Here is a 13,203-nt window from a genome sequence, read left to right on the forward strand (position 1 = left end):
GAACGTCGATTGAGTTGAATGCTAAAGCCGGAAAGTGATTCACTTTCCGGCTTTATCTTTTTGAAAACGAAGCAATTTCCAGGCCGGAAATCAGGTCGCGCCGATCGTCAGCTCGGCCACGAAATCATAGGCGTCGCCGCGATAGAGCGAGCGGGTGAATTCCACCGCGCGGCCGGAGCCGAGATAGGAAATACGTTCGATGGAAAGCCCTGCCTGGCCGACGGGGACGCCGAGCAGATGGGCGTCGGCTTCCTTCATGTTGGTCGCCGAAATCCGCTGCACGGCGCGCACGGGGCGCACGCCGAGGCGCTCCAGCTCGGCATAGAGCGAGTTGGTGACGGAGGAGGGATCGGGCAGGAATTCGCCGGAGACGCTTGCATGTTCGATCGCCAGCGGTTCGTCGTCGGCAATACGCAGGCGCGACAGGCGCGACACCTTGATGTCGGTGCCGAGGCCGAGGATCATCATCTCGTCGGGCGATGGCGTGTGGATGCCCTTGTGCAGCCATTCGGAGCGGGCGGTCATGCCGCGCCGGGCCATATCCTCGGTGAAGGAGGTCAACTGCGACAGGCGCTGTTCGACTTTCGAAACCGGTTTTGCGACGAAGGTGCCGGAGCCGTGGCGGCGCACCAGCAGGCCGTCGGCAACAAGTTCATCGATCGCCTTGCGCACAGTAACGCGGCTGACGGCTGCAAATTCCGCGATGTCGCGTTCCGGGGGCAGGGCATCGCCATGGGCGAGCGTGCCGGTACGGACGGCGTCTTCCAACGTGCGGCGCAGCTTCACATAGAGCGGGCCGGTGCCGCCGGCCTGCAAGCGTTCCGGCGAAAGGATGGAGGCGAGATCGTCGGTCATGCCGCACCTCTCTGCCGTTCGTTCAGAAGTTTTAAGGCAAGGTCGACGGCGCCCTGTTGCGCATCGGCCTTCGGCTCTGCGAGAAGCGCCTTGTGCCGATCGCCAAGCCAGGAATGATAGGCTTTCGCCAGTCCGCCAAGCAGGCAGATGGAGGGGCATTCCGCCCATGACAGTGCATCGAGGCTTCCGTCGATGGCGCGGGCCGCCTCCTTGACGATCTCGATTGCAGTGGCATCGCCGGCCTGAGCGCCTTCGAAGACCATGGGGGCGTAACGGGCGAAATCCGCCGGCCGGGCCGTATGGGCAAATTCGACGATGCGTTCCGGATCGTTGCCGTATTCTGCCATGAGCTTGTCCGTCAGCGATGAGGCGGGGCGAACCTTGTCATAGGCGAGCAAGGACTTTTCCAGGAGATCGCGGCCGAGGCGGGCGCCGCTTGCCTGATCGCCGACGATCGAGCCCCAGCCGCCGATACCATGCAGTTTGCCGTTACGGCGCGCGTTGTAGACTGTGCCGGTTCCTAAAGCACCGACAATGCCGTCGGCGTCACCGAGCGCTCCCTGCAGAGAAATCAGCGCATCGGTGACGACCTTGCCGTTGTTGAAGGGCAGGGCCTTTTCGATGCGCTTGGCGTAATCGCCGACATTGGCGCCAGCGACGCCGACCACTGCCGAGACGGTGGAAACGGTTTCACTTTCGAATCCTGCGTTGCTGAGAGCCGCTCGGGCGGATTCGACGATATTGACGAGAGAGTTTTCCAGATCGGAAAGGATATTGGCAGGCCCGGCTTTGCCGTGGCCGATGACCTTGCCCATTCTGTCCGCGACTGCGGCTCTGCAGCTTGTTCCGCCGCCATCTATGCCGATTGCAAGTTCCGTCATCGGACCTCCGGATACGCTGTTCCCTTGTGTTTTTCATACAATACCAAAAAAATACCATTTACCAAGCGGAAATGGTCAGGGAAATTCTTTGTTTTTATCCAGTTGATTTTAAACAATAAAAATTTTTTATGAATTTTCTCGCGTCCAGAAGTTAATTTCGGCTAGACAATTGGTATTTTTTTGGCCTTAATTCCGGAAAAGGGAACAGCGTATCGAGGCATGTGAAAACCGGCAAAGAAAAATAGCGCCGGCCAGGTTTCGAGGAAGGTGCAGACAGCGATCCGCAGGGCCGGCAAGGCTTGCGGATATGCGAGGCATCTTTAGCTTTTCTCTTATTTTTCAGGCGCCCGGTTCAGCGTATCGGGAGGGCGCATCATCAGGCCGGAAGGGATCATCTTCCGTGTCGATAGAGCTTCGGGCCGGCAATCTTGGCGGCTCTAAAAGGGACGTTGGGTGCTTCCTCAGACACCCCAATTGCTTGTTTCAGATCGAAAACAGCGCCTAGCGGCGCTTAAAACAGGAGAGGGAAATGAAAAATACTGCTCTGAAAAGCTTGCTGCTGGCCTCCAGCCTGCTGTCGTCAGCCGGTCTCGTTCATGCCGCCGATGTCACGCTGACGATCGAAAGCTGGCGTAACGATGACCTGCAGATCTGGCAGGAGAAGATCATCCCGGCTTTCGAAGCCAAGAACCCGGGCATCAAGCTCGTCTTCTCGCCGACCGCGCCGACAGAATACGATGCTGCAACCTCTGCCAAGATCGATGCGGGCAGCGCCGGTGACATCATCACCTGCCGCCCCTTCGACAAGTCGCTGGCGCTGTTTAAGAACGGTAATTTGACAAGCTTGAACGATCTGCCGGGGATGGAGAACTTTTCGCCGGTGGCGAAGGCCGCCTGGACGACCGACGACGGCAAGTCGACCTTCTGCGTGCCGATGGCTTCGGTCATCCACGGCTTCATCTACAACAAGGATGCCTTCGACAAGCTCGGAATCGCCATTCCGAAGACGGAAGACGAATTCTTCGCAGCCCTCGACAAGATCAAGGCTGACGGCACCTACATTCCGCTCGCCATGGGCACGAAGGATCTCTGGGAAGCTGCCACCATGGGCTACCAGAACATCGGCCCGAACTACTGGAAGGGCGAGGACGGCCGTGAAGCTCTCATCGCCGGCAAGCAGAAGCTGACCGATGCCGACTGGGTCAAGCCTTACGAAGAGCTAGCCAAGTGGAAGCCCTATCTCGGCGATGGTTTCGAAGCGCAGACCTATTCGGACAGCCAGAACCTCTTCACGCTCGGCCGTGCTGCGATCTATCCGGCCGGTTCGTGGGAAATCGCGTTGTTCAACACGCAGGCGCAGTTCAAGATGGGCGCCTTCCCGCCGCCGGTTCCGAAGGCTGGCGATCAGGGCTACATCTCCGACCATCCGGATATCGGCGTTGCCCTGAACGCGAAGAGCACGCACCAGGAAGAAGCCAGGAAGTTCCTTGCCTGGGTTGCTTCGCCCGAGTTCGCGGATATCTACGCCAATGCGCTACCGGGCTTCTTCAGCCTGAACTCCAACCCGGTCAAGATGACGGACCCGCTCGCTCAGGAATTCGTTTCCTGGCGCGGCCCGTACAAGTCGACCGTTCGCTCGACCTACCAGATCCTGTCGCGCGGCACGCCGAACCTCGAAAACGAGACCTGGGTTGAATCGGCTAACGTCATCAACGGCACGGACACCCCGGCCGTTGCTGCCGAAAAGCTCCAGAAGGGCCTCGACAGCTGGTACAAGCCGGCCAAGTAAGCCAAAGCATGAAGGAGGGTGGCAATCCGGTTGCCGCCCTCGTTCCTGTATCCTCGTGGGATGCCGCAGGAACCTAGCCACGCAAAGTCTTTCGCGTGAAAGAGTCTCCCGCACCGCTGAAGCGGTGCTGCTCGATCCCTGTCACAAGCAGGGATGAGGGAGAGAACGAAGCCAAAAGCGAGCCAAGTAATGACCGATCAGACATCGGCAATTCCTGAACCGATCAAGCGTCCCGTACGCCGGCATATCGGAATCTTCCTTCTTCCGGCATTCATCGTCTATTCGGCGATCATGGTCCTGCCGCTGATCGAAACGCTCCGGCTCTCCTTCTACAATACGGTCGATGGCGCCCCTGCCTTCGTTGGCTTTGCCAATTACAAGGTTCTCTTCGGCGATGCGCGCTGGGCACATGATTTCTGGAACGCACTCCGCAATAACCTGATCTTCTTCGCCATTCATATGTGCGTGCAGAATCCGATCGGGATTGCGCTTGCGGCACTCCTTTCGACACCGAAGCTGCGCTTCGTTGCCTTTTACCGAACGGCGATCTTCCTGCCGACGCTGCTGTCCTTCGTCATCGTCGGCTTCATCTGGAAGCTGATCCTCTCTCCGATATGGGGTGTTGCGCCCTGGCTGATGAGCCTCGTCGGTATGAAATGGGCCTTTGCGCCCTGGCTCGGCCAGTCCGGTCCGGCGCTCGTCGCGGTGTCGCTGATCTCCAATTGGCAATATATCGGCATTCCGATGATGCTGATCTATGCGGCTCTTCTCAGCATTCCCGAGGAAGTTATCGAGGCTGCCGAATGCGACGGCATTACCGGCTGGGCGCAGTTCTGGAAGATCAAGCTGCCGCTGATCCTGCCGGCAATCGGTATCATCTCGATCCTGACCTTCGTCGGCAATTTCAATGCTTTCGACTTGATCTATACGGTGCAGGGTGCGCTTGCCGGCCCTGATATGTCGACGGATATTCTGGGGACGCTGCTTTATCGCACTTTCTTCGGGTTCCAGTTGCAGCTCGGCGACCGCTCCATGGGTGCGACGATCGCGACGGTGATGTTCCTCATCATCTTAGCCGGCGTGTCCTTCTACCTTTTCGCTATCCAGCGGCGCATGCGCCGCTACCAGTTCTGAGGAGTGTGAGCCCATGTCGAACAGAGCGCGCACATCCCCCATCCGCACCGGCCTCGTGCATCTGGCGCTGATCGGCTACACGCTGATCGCCATCTTCCCGGTGTTCCTGACGATCATCAATTCGCTCAAGGACCGCAACGCGATCTTCCGGTCGCCGCTGCAGGTGCCGACGCCTTCCACTTTCAGCCTCGTCGGCTATCAGACGGTGCTGGGGCAGGGCGATTTTGCCGCCTATTTCCAGAACAGCTTCATCGTGACGATCGTCGCGATCTTCCTCGTGCTGCTGTTCGGGGCGATGGCTGCCTTTGCGCTGTCGGAATACCGTTTCCGCGGTAATATGGTGATGGGCCTCTACATGGCGATCGGCATCATGATCCCGATCCGCCTTGGCACGGTCGCCATCCTGCAGGGCATGGTCGCGAGCGGCCTCGTCAACACGCTGACGGCGCTGATCCTCGTCTATACGGCGCAGGGGATACCGCTTGCTATCTTCATCCTGTCAGAATTCATGCGCACCGTGTCCGACGACCTGAAAAATGCCGGACGCATCGACGGCCTCTCGGAATATGCGATCTTCTTCCGCCTCGTGCTGCCGCTGGTGCGGCCGGCCATGGCGACGGTTGCCGTCTTCACGATGATCCCGATCTGGAACGACCTGTGGTTCCCGCTGATCCTGGCGCCGTCGGAAGCCACCAAGACCGTGACACTCGGCTCCCAGATTTTCATCGGCCAGTTCGTCACCAACTGGAACGCGGTTCTGGCGGCGCTGTCGCTGGCGATCCTGCCGATCCTCGTCCTTTATGTCATCTTCTCGCGGCAGCTGATCCGCGGCATTACCTCGGGAGCCGTCAAGTGAGCCAATCCGAAAAGCCGATCCGCGTTCTCGTCGCCGGCCTCGGCAATATGGGCCGCAGCCATGCACTCGCCTATCACAACAATCCGGGCTTCGAGATCGTCGGTCTCGTCAACCGCTCCAAGCCGTCGCAGCTTGCGCCGGAACTCGAACAGTACACGATCCATCCTGACTTCATGGGCGCACTTGTCGAATTGAAGCCGGATCTCTGCTCGATCAATACCTATTCCGACAGCCACGCCGATTACGCCGTTGCCGCCTTCGAGGCAGGCTGTGACGTGTTCGTTGAAAAGCCGCTGGCAACAACCGTTGCCGATGCGGAACGCGTCGTGGCTGCGGCGAAGAAGGCCGGCAAGAAGCTGGTCATCGGCTATATCCTCCGCCATCATCCATCCTGGAAGAAGCTGATCGAGGAAGCAAGGAAGCTCGGCGGCCCCTATGTCTTCCGCATGAACCTCAATCAGCAGTCCAGCGGGCCGACCTGGGCGACGCACAAGTCGCTGATGCAGACGACTTCGCCGATCGTCGATTGCGGCGTCCACTATGTCGACGTCATGTGCCAGATCACCGATGCCAAGGCGGTCGAGGTGCGTGGCATGGGCCTGCGCCTGTCGAACGAGATCGCGCCCGACATGTATAATTACGGTCACCTGCAGGTGCTGTATGAAGACGGTTCGGTCGGCTGGTACGAGGCCGGCTGGGGACCGATGATCTCCGAGACCGCCTTCTTCGTGAAGGATGTGATGTCGCCAAATGGCGCCGTTTCCATCGTCATGGATCCGAAGGCGAAGTCGGATGATATCGACACGCATACCAAGACCTCCGTCATCCGGCTGCACACGGCAGAGACCGGGCCTGACGGCAAGTTCATCCGTCCCGATCAGGACATGACGATGGAAGGCGAGCCCGGTCACCAGGCGCTGTGCGACTTGGAACAGGCCTTCATGCTGCGCGCCATCCGCGAGGATCTGGACCTTAACCGCCATATGGATGACGCCGTGGCCTCGCTGCGCATCTGCCTTGCCGCTGACGAAAGCGTGCGCACCGGCCGACCGGTTAGACTATAAGGAAAGACTAGTGGGATCGCTTCAACTCAAATCCATCCGCAAGGCCTATGGCAAGCACGAAGTGCTGAAGGGCATCGACCTCGAGGTCCAGGACGGCGAATTCGTCATCTTCGTCGGCCCTTCCGGCTGCGGAAAATCGACCCTGCTGCGCAGCATTGCCGGTCTGGAAGATGTGACCTCGGGTGCCGTCATCATCAACGGACGTGATGAGACACTGACACCGCCGGCCAAGCGCGGTATTGCCATGGTGTTCCAGTCCTATGCGCTTTATCCGCACCTCACGGTGAAGGACAATATGGGCCTTGGCCTCAAGCAGGCGGGTACTGCGAAGGACGAAATCGAAAAGCGCGTCTCCGAGGCGTCCTCGATGCTGTCGCTGGAACAATATCTGGCCCGCCGCCCAGCCGAACTTTCGGGTGGCCAGCGCCAGCGCGTGGCGATCGGCCGCGCGATCGTGCGCGAACCGGAACTCTTCCTGTTCGATGAGCCGCTCTCCAATCTTGATGCGGCGCTGCGCGTGCAGACCCGCCTTGAGATCGCCCGCCTGCACCGCAGTCTCAAGGCGACGATGATCTACGTCACCCATGACCAGGTCGAAGCCATGACGCTTGCTGACAAGATCGTGGTGCTGAATGCCGGCGCAATCGAGCAGATCGGTTCGCCTATGGAGCTTTACAATCGACCGGCCAATACCTTCGTTGCGGGCTTCATCGGCTCGCCGCAGATGAATTTCATCCCTGGCGACAAGGTCAGCGATGCAGAGGCAAAGACGGTCGGCATTCGTCCCGAGCATCTGACGCTGTCGCGCGACAGCGGCACCTGGAAGGCAAAGACCGTGCATGTCGAGCATCTTGGCGCTGACACCATCGTCTATCTGGAATCCGAGCAGTGCGGCCTGCTGACCGCGCGCCTCTTCGGCGAGCACAAGTATGAGCCGGATGAGATCGTCTATGCTACGCCTGACGGAAGTCACGTCCATCGTTTCGATGCGAACGATCAGGCAATCCGCTGATTGCAACCGGAATGAAATAGCCCTGCTGGAGAGCGGGGCTTTTTCGTTCGAGTCAACGCCGCAAAAGCCTGCCATCGATGATGATCAGGCTCGCCATGATCAGGATCATTCCGCCAAACTCGAACGTCTCAAGTTTTTCGCCGAGAAAGACCGTGCCCAGTAAAATCGCGCTGATCGGCACCAGCAGCGTCACTAGGGAAGCATTGGTCGCTCCGGCCGAGGCGATAAGATTGAAATACAGAATGAAGGCGAAGGCGGTGGTGAGGATCGCGAGAACCAGCACGGCCATCCATATCGGAACAGACGATGTGACGATGTCGGCCGGGCTGTAGAGAAAGAAAACGATCGGCAGCATGAGGATGGTGGAGCCTGTCAGTTGGCCGGTCGCGACCACCGTCGGGCTTATGCCTTTGAAGCGCTTGGCGTAGACCACGGCTAAGGCGTAGGAGACGGCGGCTCCGATGACTGCGAGTTTTGCCCATGTGGGGCCGCCAAGATTGGATAGAAGCCCAGGGCCGATCATGACGGCGGCGCCTGCGATGCCGATCGCGACGCCTGCGATCTTCGGGGTTGAGATCTTTTCATCCTGTGTCAGCGCGTTTGCTACGAGGATCGTCCAAAGAGGTGTTGTTGCATAGAACACCGAGGCGAGGCCGGCGCCGATTTCCGTTTGGCCAGTGAAGATCAGCGAGAACGGAATGACGTTGTTGAGCAGGGCGAGACACAGGAAAGAGCCGGGCCGGGCAAGAACGGGCGCGAAGGAAATGCCTCGCAACCTTAACCAGAGATGCAGGACCAGCGCGGCAATCGCCACGCGATAAAGCACGAGTGCCAAAGGCGGAATTTCGGACACGGCGATGCGGGCGAAGAAGAAGGACCCGCCCCAAAATGCGCCCAGGAGCACAAGTTGGCCCCAATCCTTCGCCGACATTGATTGTGGCATCGCTTCGGTGCGCAAAGCCGTTGTCCCATGAAAATGGAATTCTGCCTTGCACTCTATCCCTGGCGCTCGCGGCCTACAGCAACGGAACGATCCATATATCTGAATTCGATGGAATTTGGTGCTGTCTTATCCCTATCAGCCGGATCGATATGTCTCGACCGAGTTCCAGCGTAATCAGCCGAGAACGGGCCTCATGAAGCTGCGTTCATAGCTGATGATGCTGCGGTTGCGCTTGTCGAGTTCGTAGGCGGCCCGGCACTCCGGGTCGCTTGCCATGCGAGTGCGATAATCCTCGTAGGCAGCAAGGCTCGGGAAGGAAAACAGCGCAACGGCAATATTGCTTGCGCCTTCGGACGGCAGGAAATAGCCGTGATGGGCGCCGCCCATCCTGTTGACGATGGGGATCCAGAGGCGGGCGTATTGTTCGAATTCGGCAAGCTTGTAGGGGTCGATGACGTATCGCAGATGGCAGGTAATCATTGAAAACCCCGTTGTTGAACGACCGAGCGGATGACCGTCCGGTCTGTATTGCTTGCCAGGATTCGAGGCAAGCCGTTTGGTCAGTTCCCTTACGCTGCCTTCCGTTTCGATGCTATCTCCCTGGCCTGAGTATTCTGAGGGGCAGGGGCTCATGAAAATTAGGTATCAGGCATGCAAAAGGCGCCGCGTTGACGGCGCCTTTATTTGATTTTGGTTTCTTTCGATCAGTCGCGGATAACGAGCAGGTCGGCGGCCATGAAGCGGAGCGTCACTGTTTCGCCAGCGGCCGGCGGAGTAACACCGGGGCTGTTGAACATGTCGAAGGAGATGACGTTGCCGCCGACATTCATGCGGGTGCGGATGACCGAACCGAGGAAGTGGGCGGAGACGACCTCACCGGTCAGGGCGGTGTCGCTCTGGGTGCCTTCGGCGAGCGAACCGGCTTCCGGACGGAGCGCAAGCTGAACGGTGTCGCCGGCCTTGTAGGTCTGGACGGATTGTTTCAGCGTCACACCCTGATCGCCGATTTGGATGCGGTTGCTATCCGGATCGATCACCTTGGCTTCGATGAGGTTCAGCGTGCCGACGAAGGAGGCGACGAAGCGCGTTGCCGGCGTGTTGTAGATCTCGAAAGGCGTGCCGATCTGGTCCGCCTTGCCGCCGTTCATGACGACGATACGGTCGGAGATCGAAAGCGCTTCTTCCTGGTCGTGCGTGACGAAAACCGTGGTGATGCCGAGCGACTGCTGGATCTGGCGGATTTCTTCGCGCAGTGACACGCGGATCTTGGCATCAAGTGCCGAGAGCGGCTCGTCGAGCAGCAGGACCTGCGGCTTGACGGCAAGGGCGCGGGCAAGAGCAACGCGCTGCTGCTGGCCGCCGGACATCTGGTAGGGAAAGCGGTCTGCCAGATGATCGAGCTTGATGAGGCCGAGCATTTCCTTGACGCGTTTGTCGATCTCGGGCTTCGGAGCACCCGCGACCTTCATGCCGAAGGCGACGTTGTCATGCACAGTCATGTTCGGAAACAGCGCGTAGGCCTGGAAGACCATGCCGATGTTGCGCTGGTTCGGCTTCAGCGCGCGCTGGTCCTTGCCGTTGATCGTCAGCGTGCCACCGGTCGGCGTTTCGAAGCCGGCGATCATGCGCAGAACGGTCGTCTTGCCGCAGCCTGACGGGCCGAGGAAGGAGACGAATTCTCCTTTCTCGATGTTCATGTTGAAGTTCTTGACGACCTGGGTCTGGCCGAAGGATTTCTGAATGTTGGTCAGCGTAAGAAAGGACATGAGCCAAATACCTTATACCCTAGCCGGGCGGGCTTTGCCAAAGCGGGAAACGAGATTGAGCAGGCCCATGCTGAGCCAGGTGATCGAGAAGGCGATGACGGCGAGCGCGGAAGGTTCATAGGCCTGGTTGGCGCCGACACGCTGCAGGTAGGGGCCGAAAGCAGGGCGGCCGAGCAAAGCTGCCATGGTGAATTCGCCCATGACGATCGCGAGCGTGATGAAGGCGCCCGAAAGCACGCCGCTCATGACGTTTGGAAAAATGCACTTGAACATGATCGTCGTCCAGCTTGCACCCAGGCTTTCGGCTGCTTCCGTCAGCGTGCGGACGTCGATGGCGCGCATGGCGGTATCGACGGCGCGGTACATGTAGGGCAGCGAGAGCGTGATGTAGGAGAACATCAGCAGGATGTTGGTGCCCGTCGTGGAGCCGGTCAGCGGCAGGTACGAAGACGACTTGTACATCTGGATATAGCCGAAGACGATGACGATCGCCGGGATGACGAGCGGCAGCAGCGTGATGAATTCGACGACTTGACGCATCTGTGGCAGGCGCAGGCGCACCCAGTAGGCGGTCGGTACGACGAGCAGCATGCCGAAGACGATGGTCAGCGCGGCCATCATCATGGAGTAGCTGAACGTCTCGCGGAAACTGATGTCTGAAAAGACAGACTGATAGGCGTCGAACGAATAGGCATCACGACGCTTGCGCAGGGAGAATTCCAGCGTGCCGAGAAGTGGTACGATGAAATAGGTTGCACCGATGATGATGGCGATCCAGGCGCCGATACGTTGTCCCTTCATTTTTGCCACCGTTCAGCGCGCATGCGCAGCATGAGATAGAGAACATTCGAAACGCCGGTGATGACGATCATGCCGAGCGCAATCGCATAGCCGAGATTGGCGTTGTGAAGCACGTCGCCCTGGATCTGCGCGTAGAGCAGAATCGGGACGATGTTGAGCGACGAGCCGGTCAGCGCATAGGCAGTTGCAATAGCGCCGAAAGCATTCGCAAACAGAAGCAGCGTCGTGCCGAGCAGGCTCGGCCAGAGGATCGGCAGGGCAACCATGGTCCAGTATTGGCGGTTGGTGGCGCCAAGGATCTGCGAAGCTTCGCGCCATTCCTTCTTCATGCCGTCGAGCGCCGGCGTCAGGATCAGCACCATCAGCGGGATCTGGAAATACATGTAGGTGATGGTGAGGCCGAAGAAGGAGAGAAGGTTGAAGCCGGTGCCATAGAGGTTGAAGCCGAACCAGTCGCGCAGGAAGAGGGTGACGAGGCCGGTGCGGCCGAGTGTCGCCAGGAAGGCGAAGGCAAGCGGCACGCCGGCAAAGTTCGATGCGACGCCCGAGAATGTCAGCAGTGTTGCGCGGACCCCGCTCGGCAGGCCGCCGAGCACGACGGCCCAGGCGAGAAAGAAGCCGATGAGCGCGCCGCCAAGAGCGGACGCGACCGAGACGCGGATACTGATCCAGTAGGCGCTCATAATGGATGGCGTGAAAAGATCTCTGATATTTTGCAGCGTGAAATCGCCATCGGGTGTCAGAAACGCGCCCGCGACAAGATACAGAGTAGGGATGATCAGAAATAGCAGAGAGAAAATAATGAAGGGGGCAATGCCCAGCCAGTCGATCACACGATCTTTGTTGATCAAGGGGGCGCTGCTAACCATAGGCGTTGAAACAATGCTCATGGAAAAACTCATCCTGGGGCGTCGGAGTGAGAAAAGCCTCCCCGCCTTGGTAGGCGGGGAGGCCGGAGCAAATATTACTGAACGTTGGCGCCGACGACGCTATCCCACTTGGTGGTGATTGCGGTCTTGCCCTTGTCCTGCTCGTCGAGCGTCGGGAAGACGGCCTTTGCATAGCCTTCAGCCGGCGGCAACTTGTCGAGCAGTTCCTTCGGAACCTTGCCCTTCTGAGCGAGGTCGTTGAAGCGGATCGGATGGCAGTAGCCCTTCAGCCATGCGAGCTGGCCTTCGTCCGAATAGAGATATTCCATCCAGAGCTTGGCAGCGTTCGGATGCGGAGCGAAAGCGGAGATCGCCTGAACGTAAACGCCTGCGACAACGCCGGTCGACGGAACGACGACTTCAACCGGCGGGTTGCCGGCAAGGCTGTCGCGCCATGCAAGACCGTTGTAGTCCCATGCGACGACGATCGGGGTCGAGCCCTGAGCGAGCGAAGCGGACTTGCCGATAACCGGAACGAGCGCGCCGGCCTTGTTCAGCTCTGCGAAGTAAGCGAGACCAGCTTCACCAGCCTTCGTCGCGTCCTTTTCACCGGTTGCGAGGCCGGCAGCGTAAACGGCCTGAACAGCCTGGTTCGAAGCACGCGGGTCGCCCGCGAGCGAAACGGTGTTGGCGTATTCCGGCTTCTTGAGGTCAGCCCAGTCCTTCGGTACGTTCTTGACGATATCGGTATTCACGACGAAGGAAAGAACGCCGTAGTAATCGCCATACCAGTAGCCTTCGGCATCCTTGGCGCTATCCGGAATGGAATCCCAGGTGGAGACCTTGTAAGGCTGGATCAGGCCGTCCTTCTTGGCGGACGGGCCGAAGGAGAGGCCGACGTCGATGACGTCAGGTGCCTGCGGGCCGGTATTGCCCTTGTTGGCCTTGATTGCTTCGATTTCGTCGCCCGAACCTGCATCCGGGTTCAATTCGTTGATTTCGAGGCCGTACTTGGCCTTGAAGCCTGCGATGACGTCGCCGTAGCCGCACCAGCTATGCGGGAGAGCGATCGTGGTCAGCGTGCCTTCCTTCTTGGCGGCAGCGATAAGATCAGCGCTCGGCTCAGCTGCTGCGATCGCAGTCGAAGCAACGATCATCGCAGTAGAAAGCGAGAGCAGTCGAGAAATGTTAGAGATCACTGTTGTTCTCCTTCAGGTTTTCAGTGTCCGATGT

At 59.1% G+C, this 13,203-nt stretch carries 13 protein-coding genes; 5 read left to right on the forward strand and 8 right to left on the reverse strand.

Going from position 1 to position 13,203, the window contains the following annotated elements; genetic code table 11:
* Nucleotides 1-90: 90 nt before the first annotated feature.
* Together AC1DUP_RS02485 and AC1DUP_RS02490 are read right to left on the reverse strand one after the other, a co-directional pair.
* On the reverse strand, nucleotides 91-855 hold the full coding sequence (locus AC1DUP_RS02485; RefSeq protein WP_113308039.1) for a GntR family transcriptional regulator: 765 nt from the start codon (nucleotides 853-855) through the stop codon (nucleotides 91-93).
* A complete protein-coding gene (locus AC1DUP_RS02490; protein ID WP_477831991.1) occupies nucleotides 852-1,736 on the reverse strand; it encodes a glucosamine kinase nucleotide-binding domain-containing protein in 885 nt (294 codons plus the stop codon). The genes AC1DUP_RS02485 and AC1DUP_RS02490 overlap by 4 nt, the downstream gene beginning before the upstream one ends.
* Before the next feature lie 529 nt (nucleotides 1,737-2,265).
* Here AC1DUP_RS02490 and AC1DUP_RS02495 point away from each other — a divergent pair.
* The 5 genes from AC1DUP_RS02495 (at nucleotide 2,266) to AC1DUP_RS02515 (ending at nucleotide 7,591) form a co-directional block, all read left to right on the forward strand.
* Complete coding sequence (locus AC1DUP_RS02495) at nucleotides 2,266-3,525, forward strand: ABC transporter substrate-binding protein (protein ID WP_477831992.1); 1,260 nt, start codon at nucleotides 2,266-2,268, stop codon at nucleotides 3,523-3,525.
* A gap of 189 nt (nucleotides 3,526-3,714) precedes the next feature.
* Nucleotides 3,715-4,659, forward strand: coding sequence for a carbohydrate ABC transporter permease (locus AC1DUP_RS02500; protein WP_477831993.1), 945 nt, complete (start codon nucleotides 3,715-3,717; stop codon nucleotides 4,657-4,659).
* A gap of 13 nt (nucleotides 4,660-4,672) precedes the next feature.
* On the forward strand, nucleotides 4,673-5,515 hold the full coding sequence (locus AC1DUP_RS02505; protein ID WP_113300057.1) for a carbohydrate ABC transporter permease: 843 nt from the start codon (nucleotides 4,673-4,675) through the stop codon (nucleotides 5,513-5,515).
* Nucleotides 5,512-6,579, forward strand: coding sequence for a Gfo/Idh/MocA family protein (locus tag AC1DUP_RS02510; protein ID WP_113300058.1), 1,068 nt, complete (start codon nucleotides 5,512-5,514; stop codon nucleotides 6,577-6,579). Before AC1DUP_RS02505 ends, AC1DUP_RS02510 begins: the two co-directional genes overlap by 4 nt.
* Before the next feature lie 10 nt (nucleotides 6,580-6,589).
* Nucleotides 6,590-7,591 (forward strand): ABC transporter ATP-binding protein, encoded by a 1,002-nt coding sequence (locus tag AC1DUP_RS02515; RefSeq protein ID WP_477831994.1) that lies wholly within the window; start codon nucleotides 6,590-6,592, stop codon nucleotides 7,589-7,591.
* Nucleotides 7,592-7,643: 52 nt separating this feature from the next.
* On the opposite strand, the gene AC1DUP_RS02520 is transcribed toward AC1DUP_RS02515, so the two are convergent.
* The 6 genes from AC1DUP_RS02520 to AC1DUP_RS02545 all read right to left on the reverse strand — a co-directional run bounded on the left by AC1DUP_RS02520 (nucleotide 7,644) and on the right by AC1DUP_RS02545 (nucleotide 13,169).
* The gene (locus tag AC1DUP_RS02520) at nucleotides 7,644-8,522 is read right to left on the reverse strand and encodes a DMT family transporter (RefSeq protein ID WP_477831995.1); all 879 of its coding nucleotides are present in this window, start codon (nucleotides 8,520-8,522) and stop codon (nucleotides 7,644-7,646) included.
* 186 nt (nucleotides 8,523-8,708) lie between these two features.
* Nucleotides 8,709-9,014, reverse strand: a complete 306-nt coding sequence (locus AC1DUP_RS02525) for an NIPSNAP family protein (RefSeq protein ID WP_477831996.1) — start codon at nucleotides 9,012-9,014, stop codon at nucleotides 8,709-8,711.
* Between the two features lie 224 nt (nucleotides 9,015-9,238).
* Nucleotides 9,239-10,300: an ABC transporter ATP-binding protein gene (locus tag AC1DUP_RS02530; RefSeq protein WP_113300061.1), complete on the reverse strand. Its 1,062-nt coding sequence runs from the start codon at nucleotides 10,298-10,300 to the stop codon at nucleotides 9,239-9,241.
* A gap of 12 nt (nucleotides 10,301-10,312) precedes the next feature.
* Nucleotides 10,313-11,101 carry an ABC transporter permease gene (locus AC1DUP_RS02535; protein WP_113300062.1) on the reverse strand — a complete coding sequence of 263 codons (789 nt, stop codon included), beginning with the start codon at nucleotides 11,099-11,101 and terminating at the stop codon, nucleotides 10,313-10,315.
* Nucleotides 11,098-11,991 (reverse strand): ABC transporter permease, encoded by an 894-nt coding sequence (locus AC1DUP_RS02540; RefSeq protein WP_113300063.1) that lies wholly within the window; start codon nucleotides 11,989-11,991, stop codon nucleotides 11,098-11,100. The genes AC1DUP_RS02535 and AC1DUP_RS02540 overlap by 4 nt, the downstream gene beginning before the upstream one ends.
* Nucleotides 11,992-12,065: 74 nt before the next feature.
* Nucleotides 12,066-13,169: an ABC transporter substrate-binding protein gene (locus AC1DUP_RS02545; RefSeq protein ID WP_113300064.1), complete on the reverse strand. Its 1,104-nt coding sequence runs from the start codon at nucleotides 13,167-13,169 to the stop codon at nucleotides 12,066-12,068.
* Nucleotides 13,170-13,203 lie beyond the last annotated feature (34 nt).

This window comes from Rhizobium sp. 01L419, assembly GCF_056400025.1.

Bases quoted from the DNA above. Each gene is read 5' to 3' on its own strand.
- AC1DUP_RS02485 (WP_113308039.1), bottom strand. From the start codon at position 855: ATGACCGACGATCTCGCCTCCATCCTTTCGCCGGAACGCTTGCAGGCC.
- AC1DUP_RS02490 (WP_477831991.1), bottom strand. From the start codon at position 1,736: ATGACGGAACTTGCAATCGGCATAGATGGCGGCGGAACAAGCTGCAGA.
- AC1DUP_RS02495 (WP_477831992.1), top strand. From the start codon at position 2,266: ATGAAAAATACTGCTCTGAAAAGCTTGCTGCTGGCCTCCAGCCTGCTG.
- AC1DUP_RS02500 (WP_477831993.1), top strand. From the start codon at position 3,715: ATGACCGATCAGACATCGGCAATTCCTGAACCGATCAAGCGTCCCGTA.
- AC1DUP_RS02505 (WP_113300057.1), top strand. From the start codon at position 4,673: ATGTCGAACAGAGCGCGCACATCCCCCATCCGCACCGGCCTCGTGCAT.
- AC1DUP_RS02520 (WP_477831995.1), bottom strand. From the start codon at position 8,522: ATGTCGGCGAAGGATTGGGGCCAACTTGTGCTCCTGGGCGCATTTTGG.
- AC1DUP_RS02525 (WP_477831996.1), bottom strand. From the start codon at position 9,014: ATGATTACCTGCCATCTGCGATACGTCATCGACCCCTACAAGCTTGCC.
- AC1DUP_RS02530 (WP_113300061.1), bottom strand. From the start codon at position 10,300: ATGTCCTTTCTTACGCTGACCAACATTCAGAAATCCTTCGGCCAGACC.
- AC1DUP_RS02535 (WP_113300062.1), bottom strand. From the start codon at position 11,101: ATGAAGGGACAACGTATCGGCGCCTGGATCGCCATCATCATCGGTGCA.
- AC1DUP_RS02540 (WP_113300063.1), bottom strand. From the start codon at position 11,991: ATGAGCATTGTTTCAACGCCTATGGTTAGCAGCGCCCCCTTGATCAAC.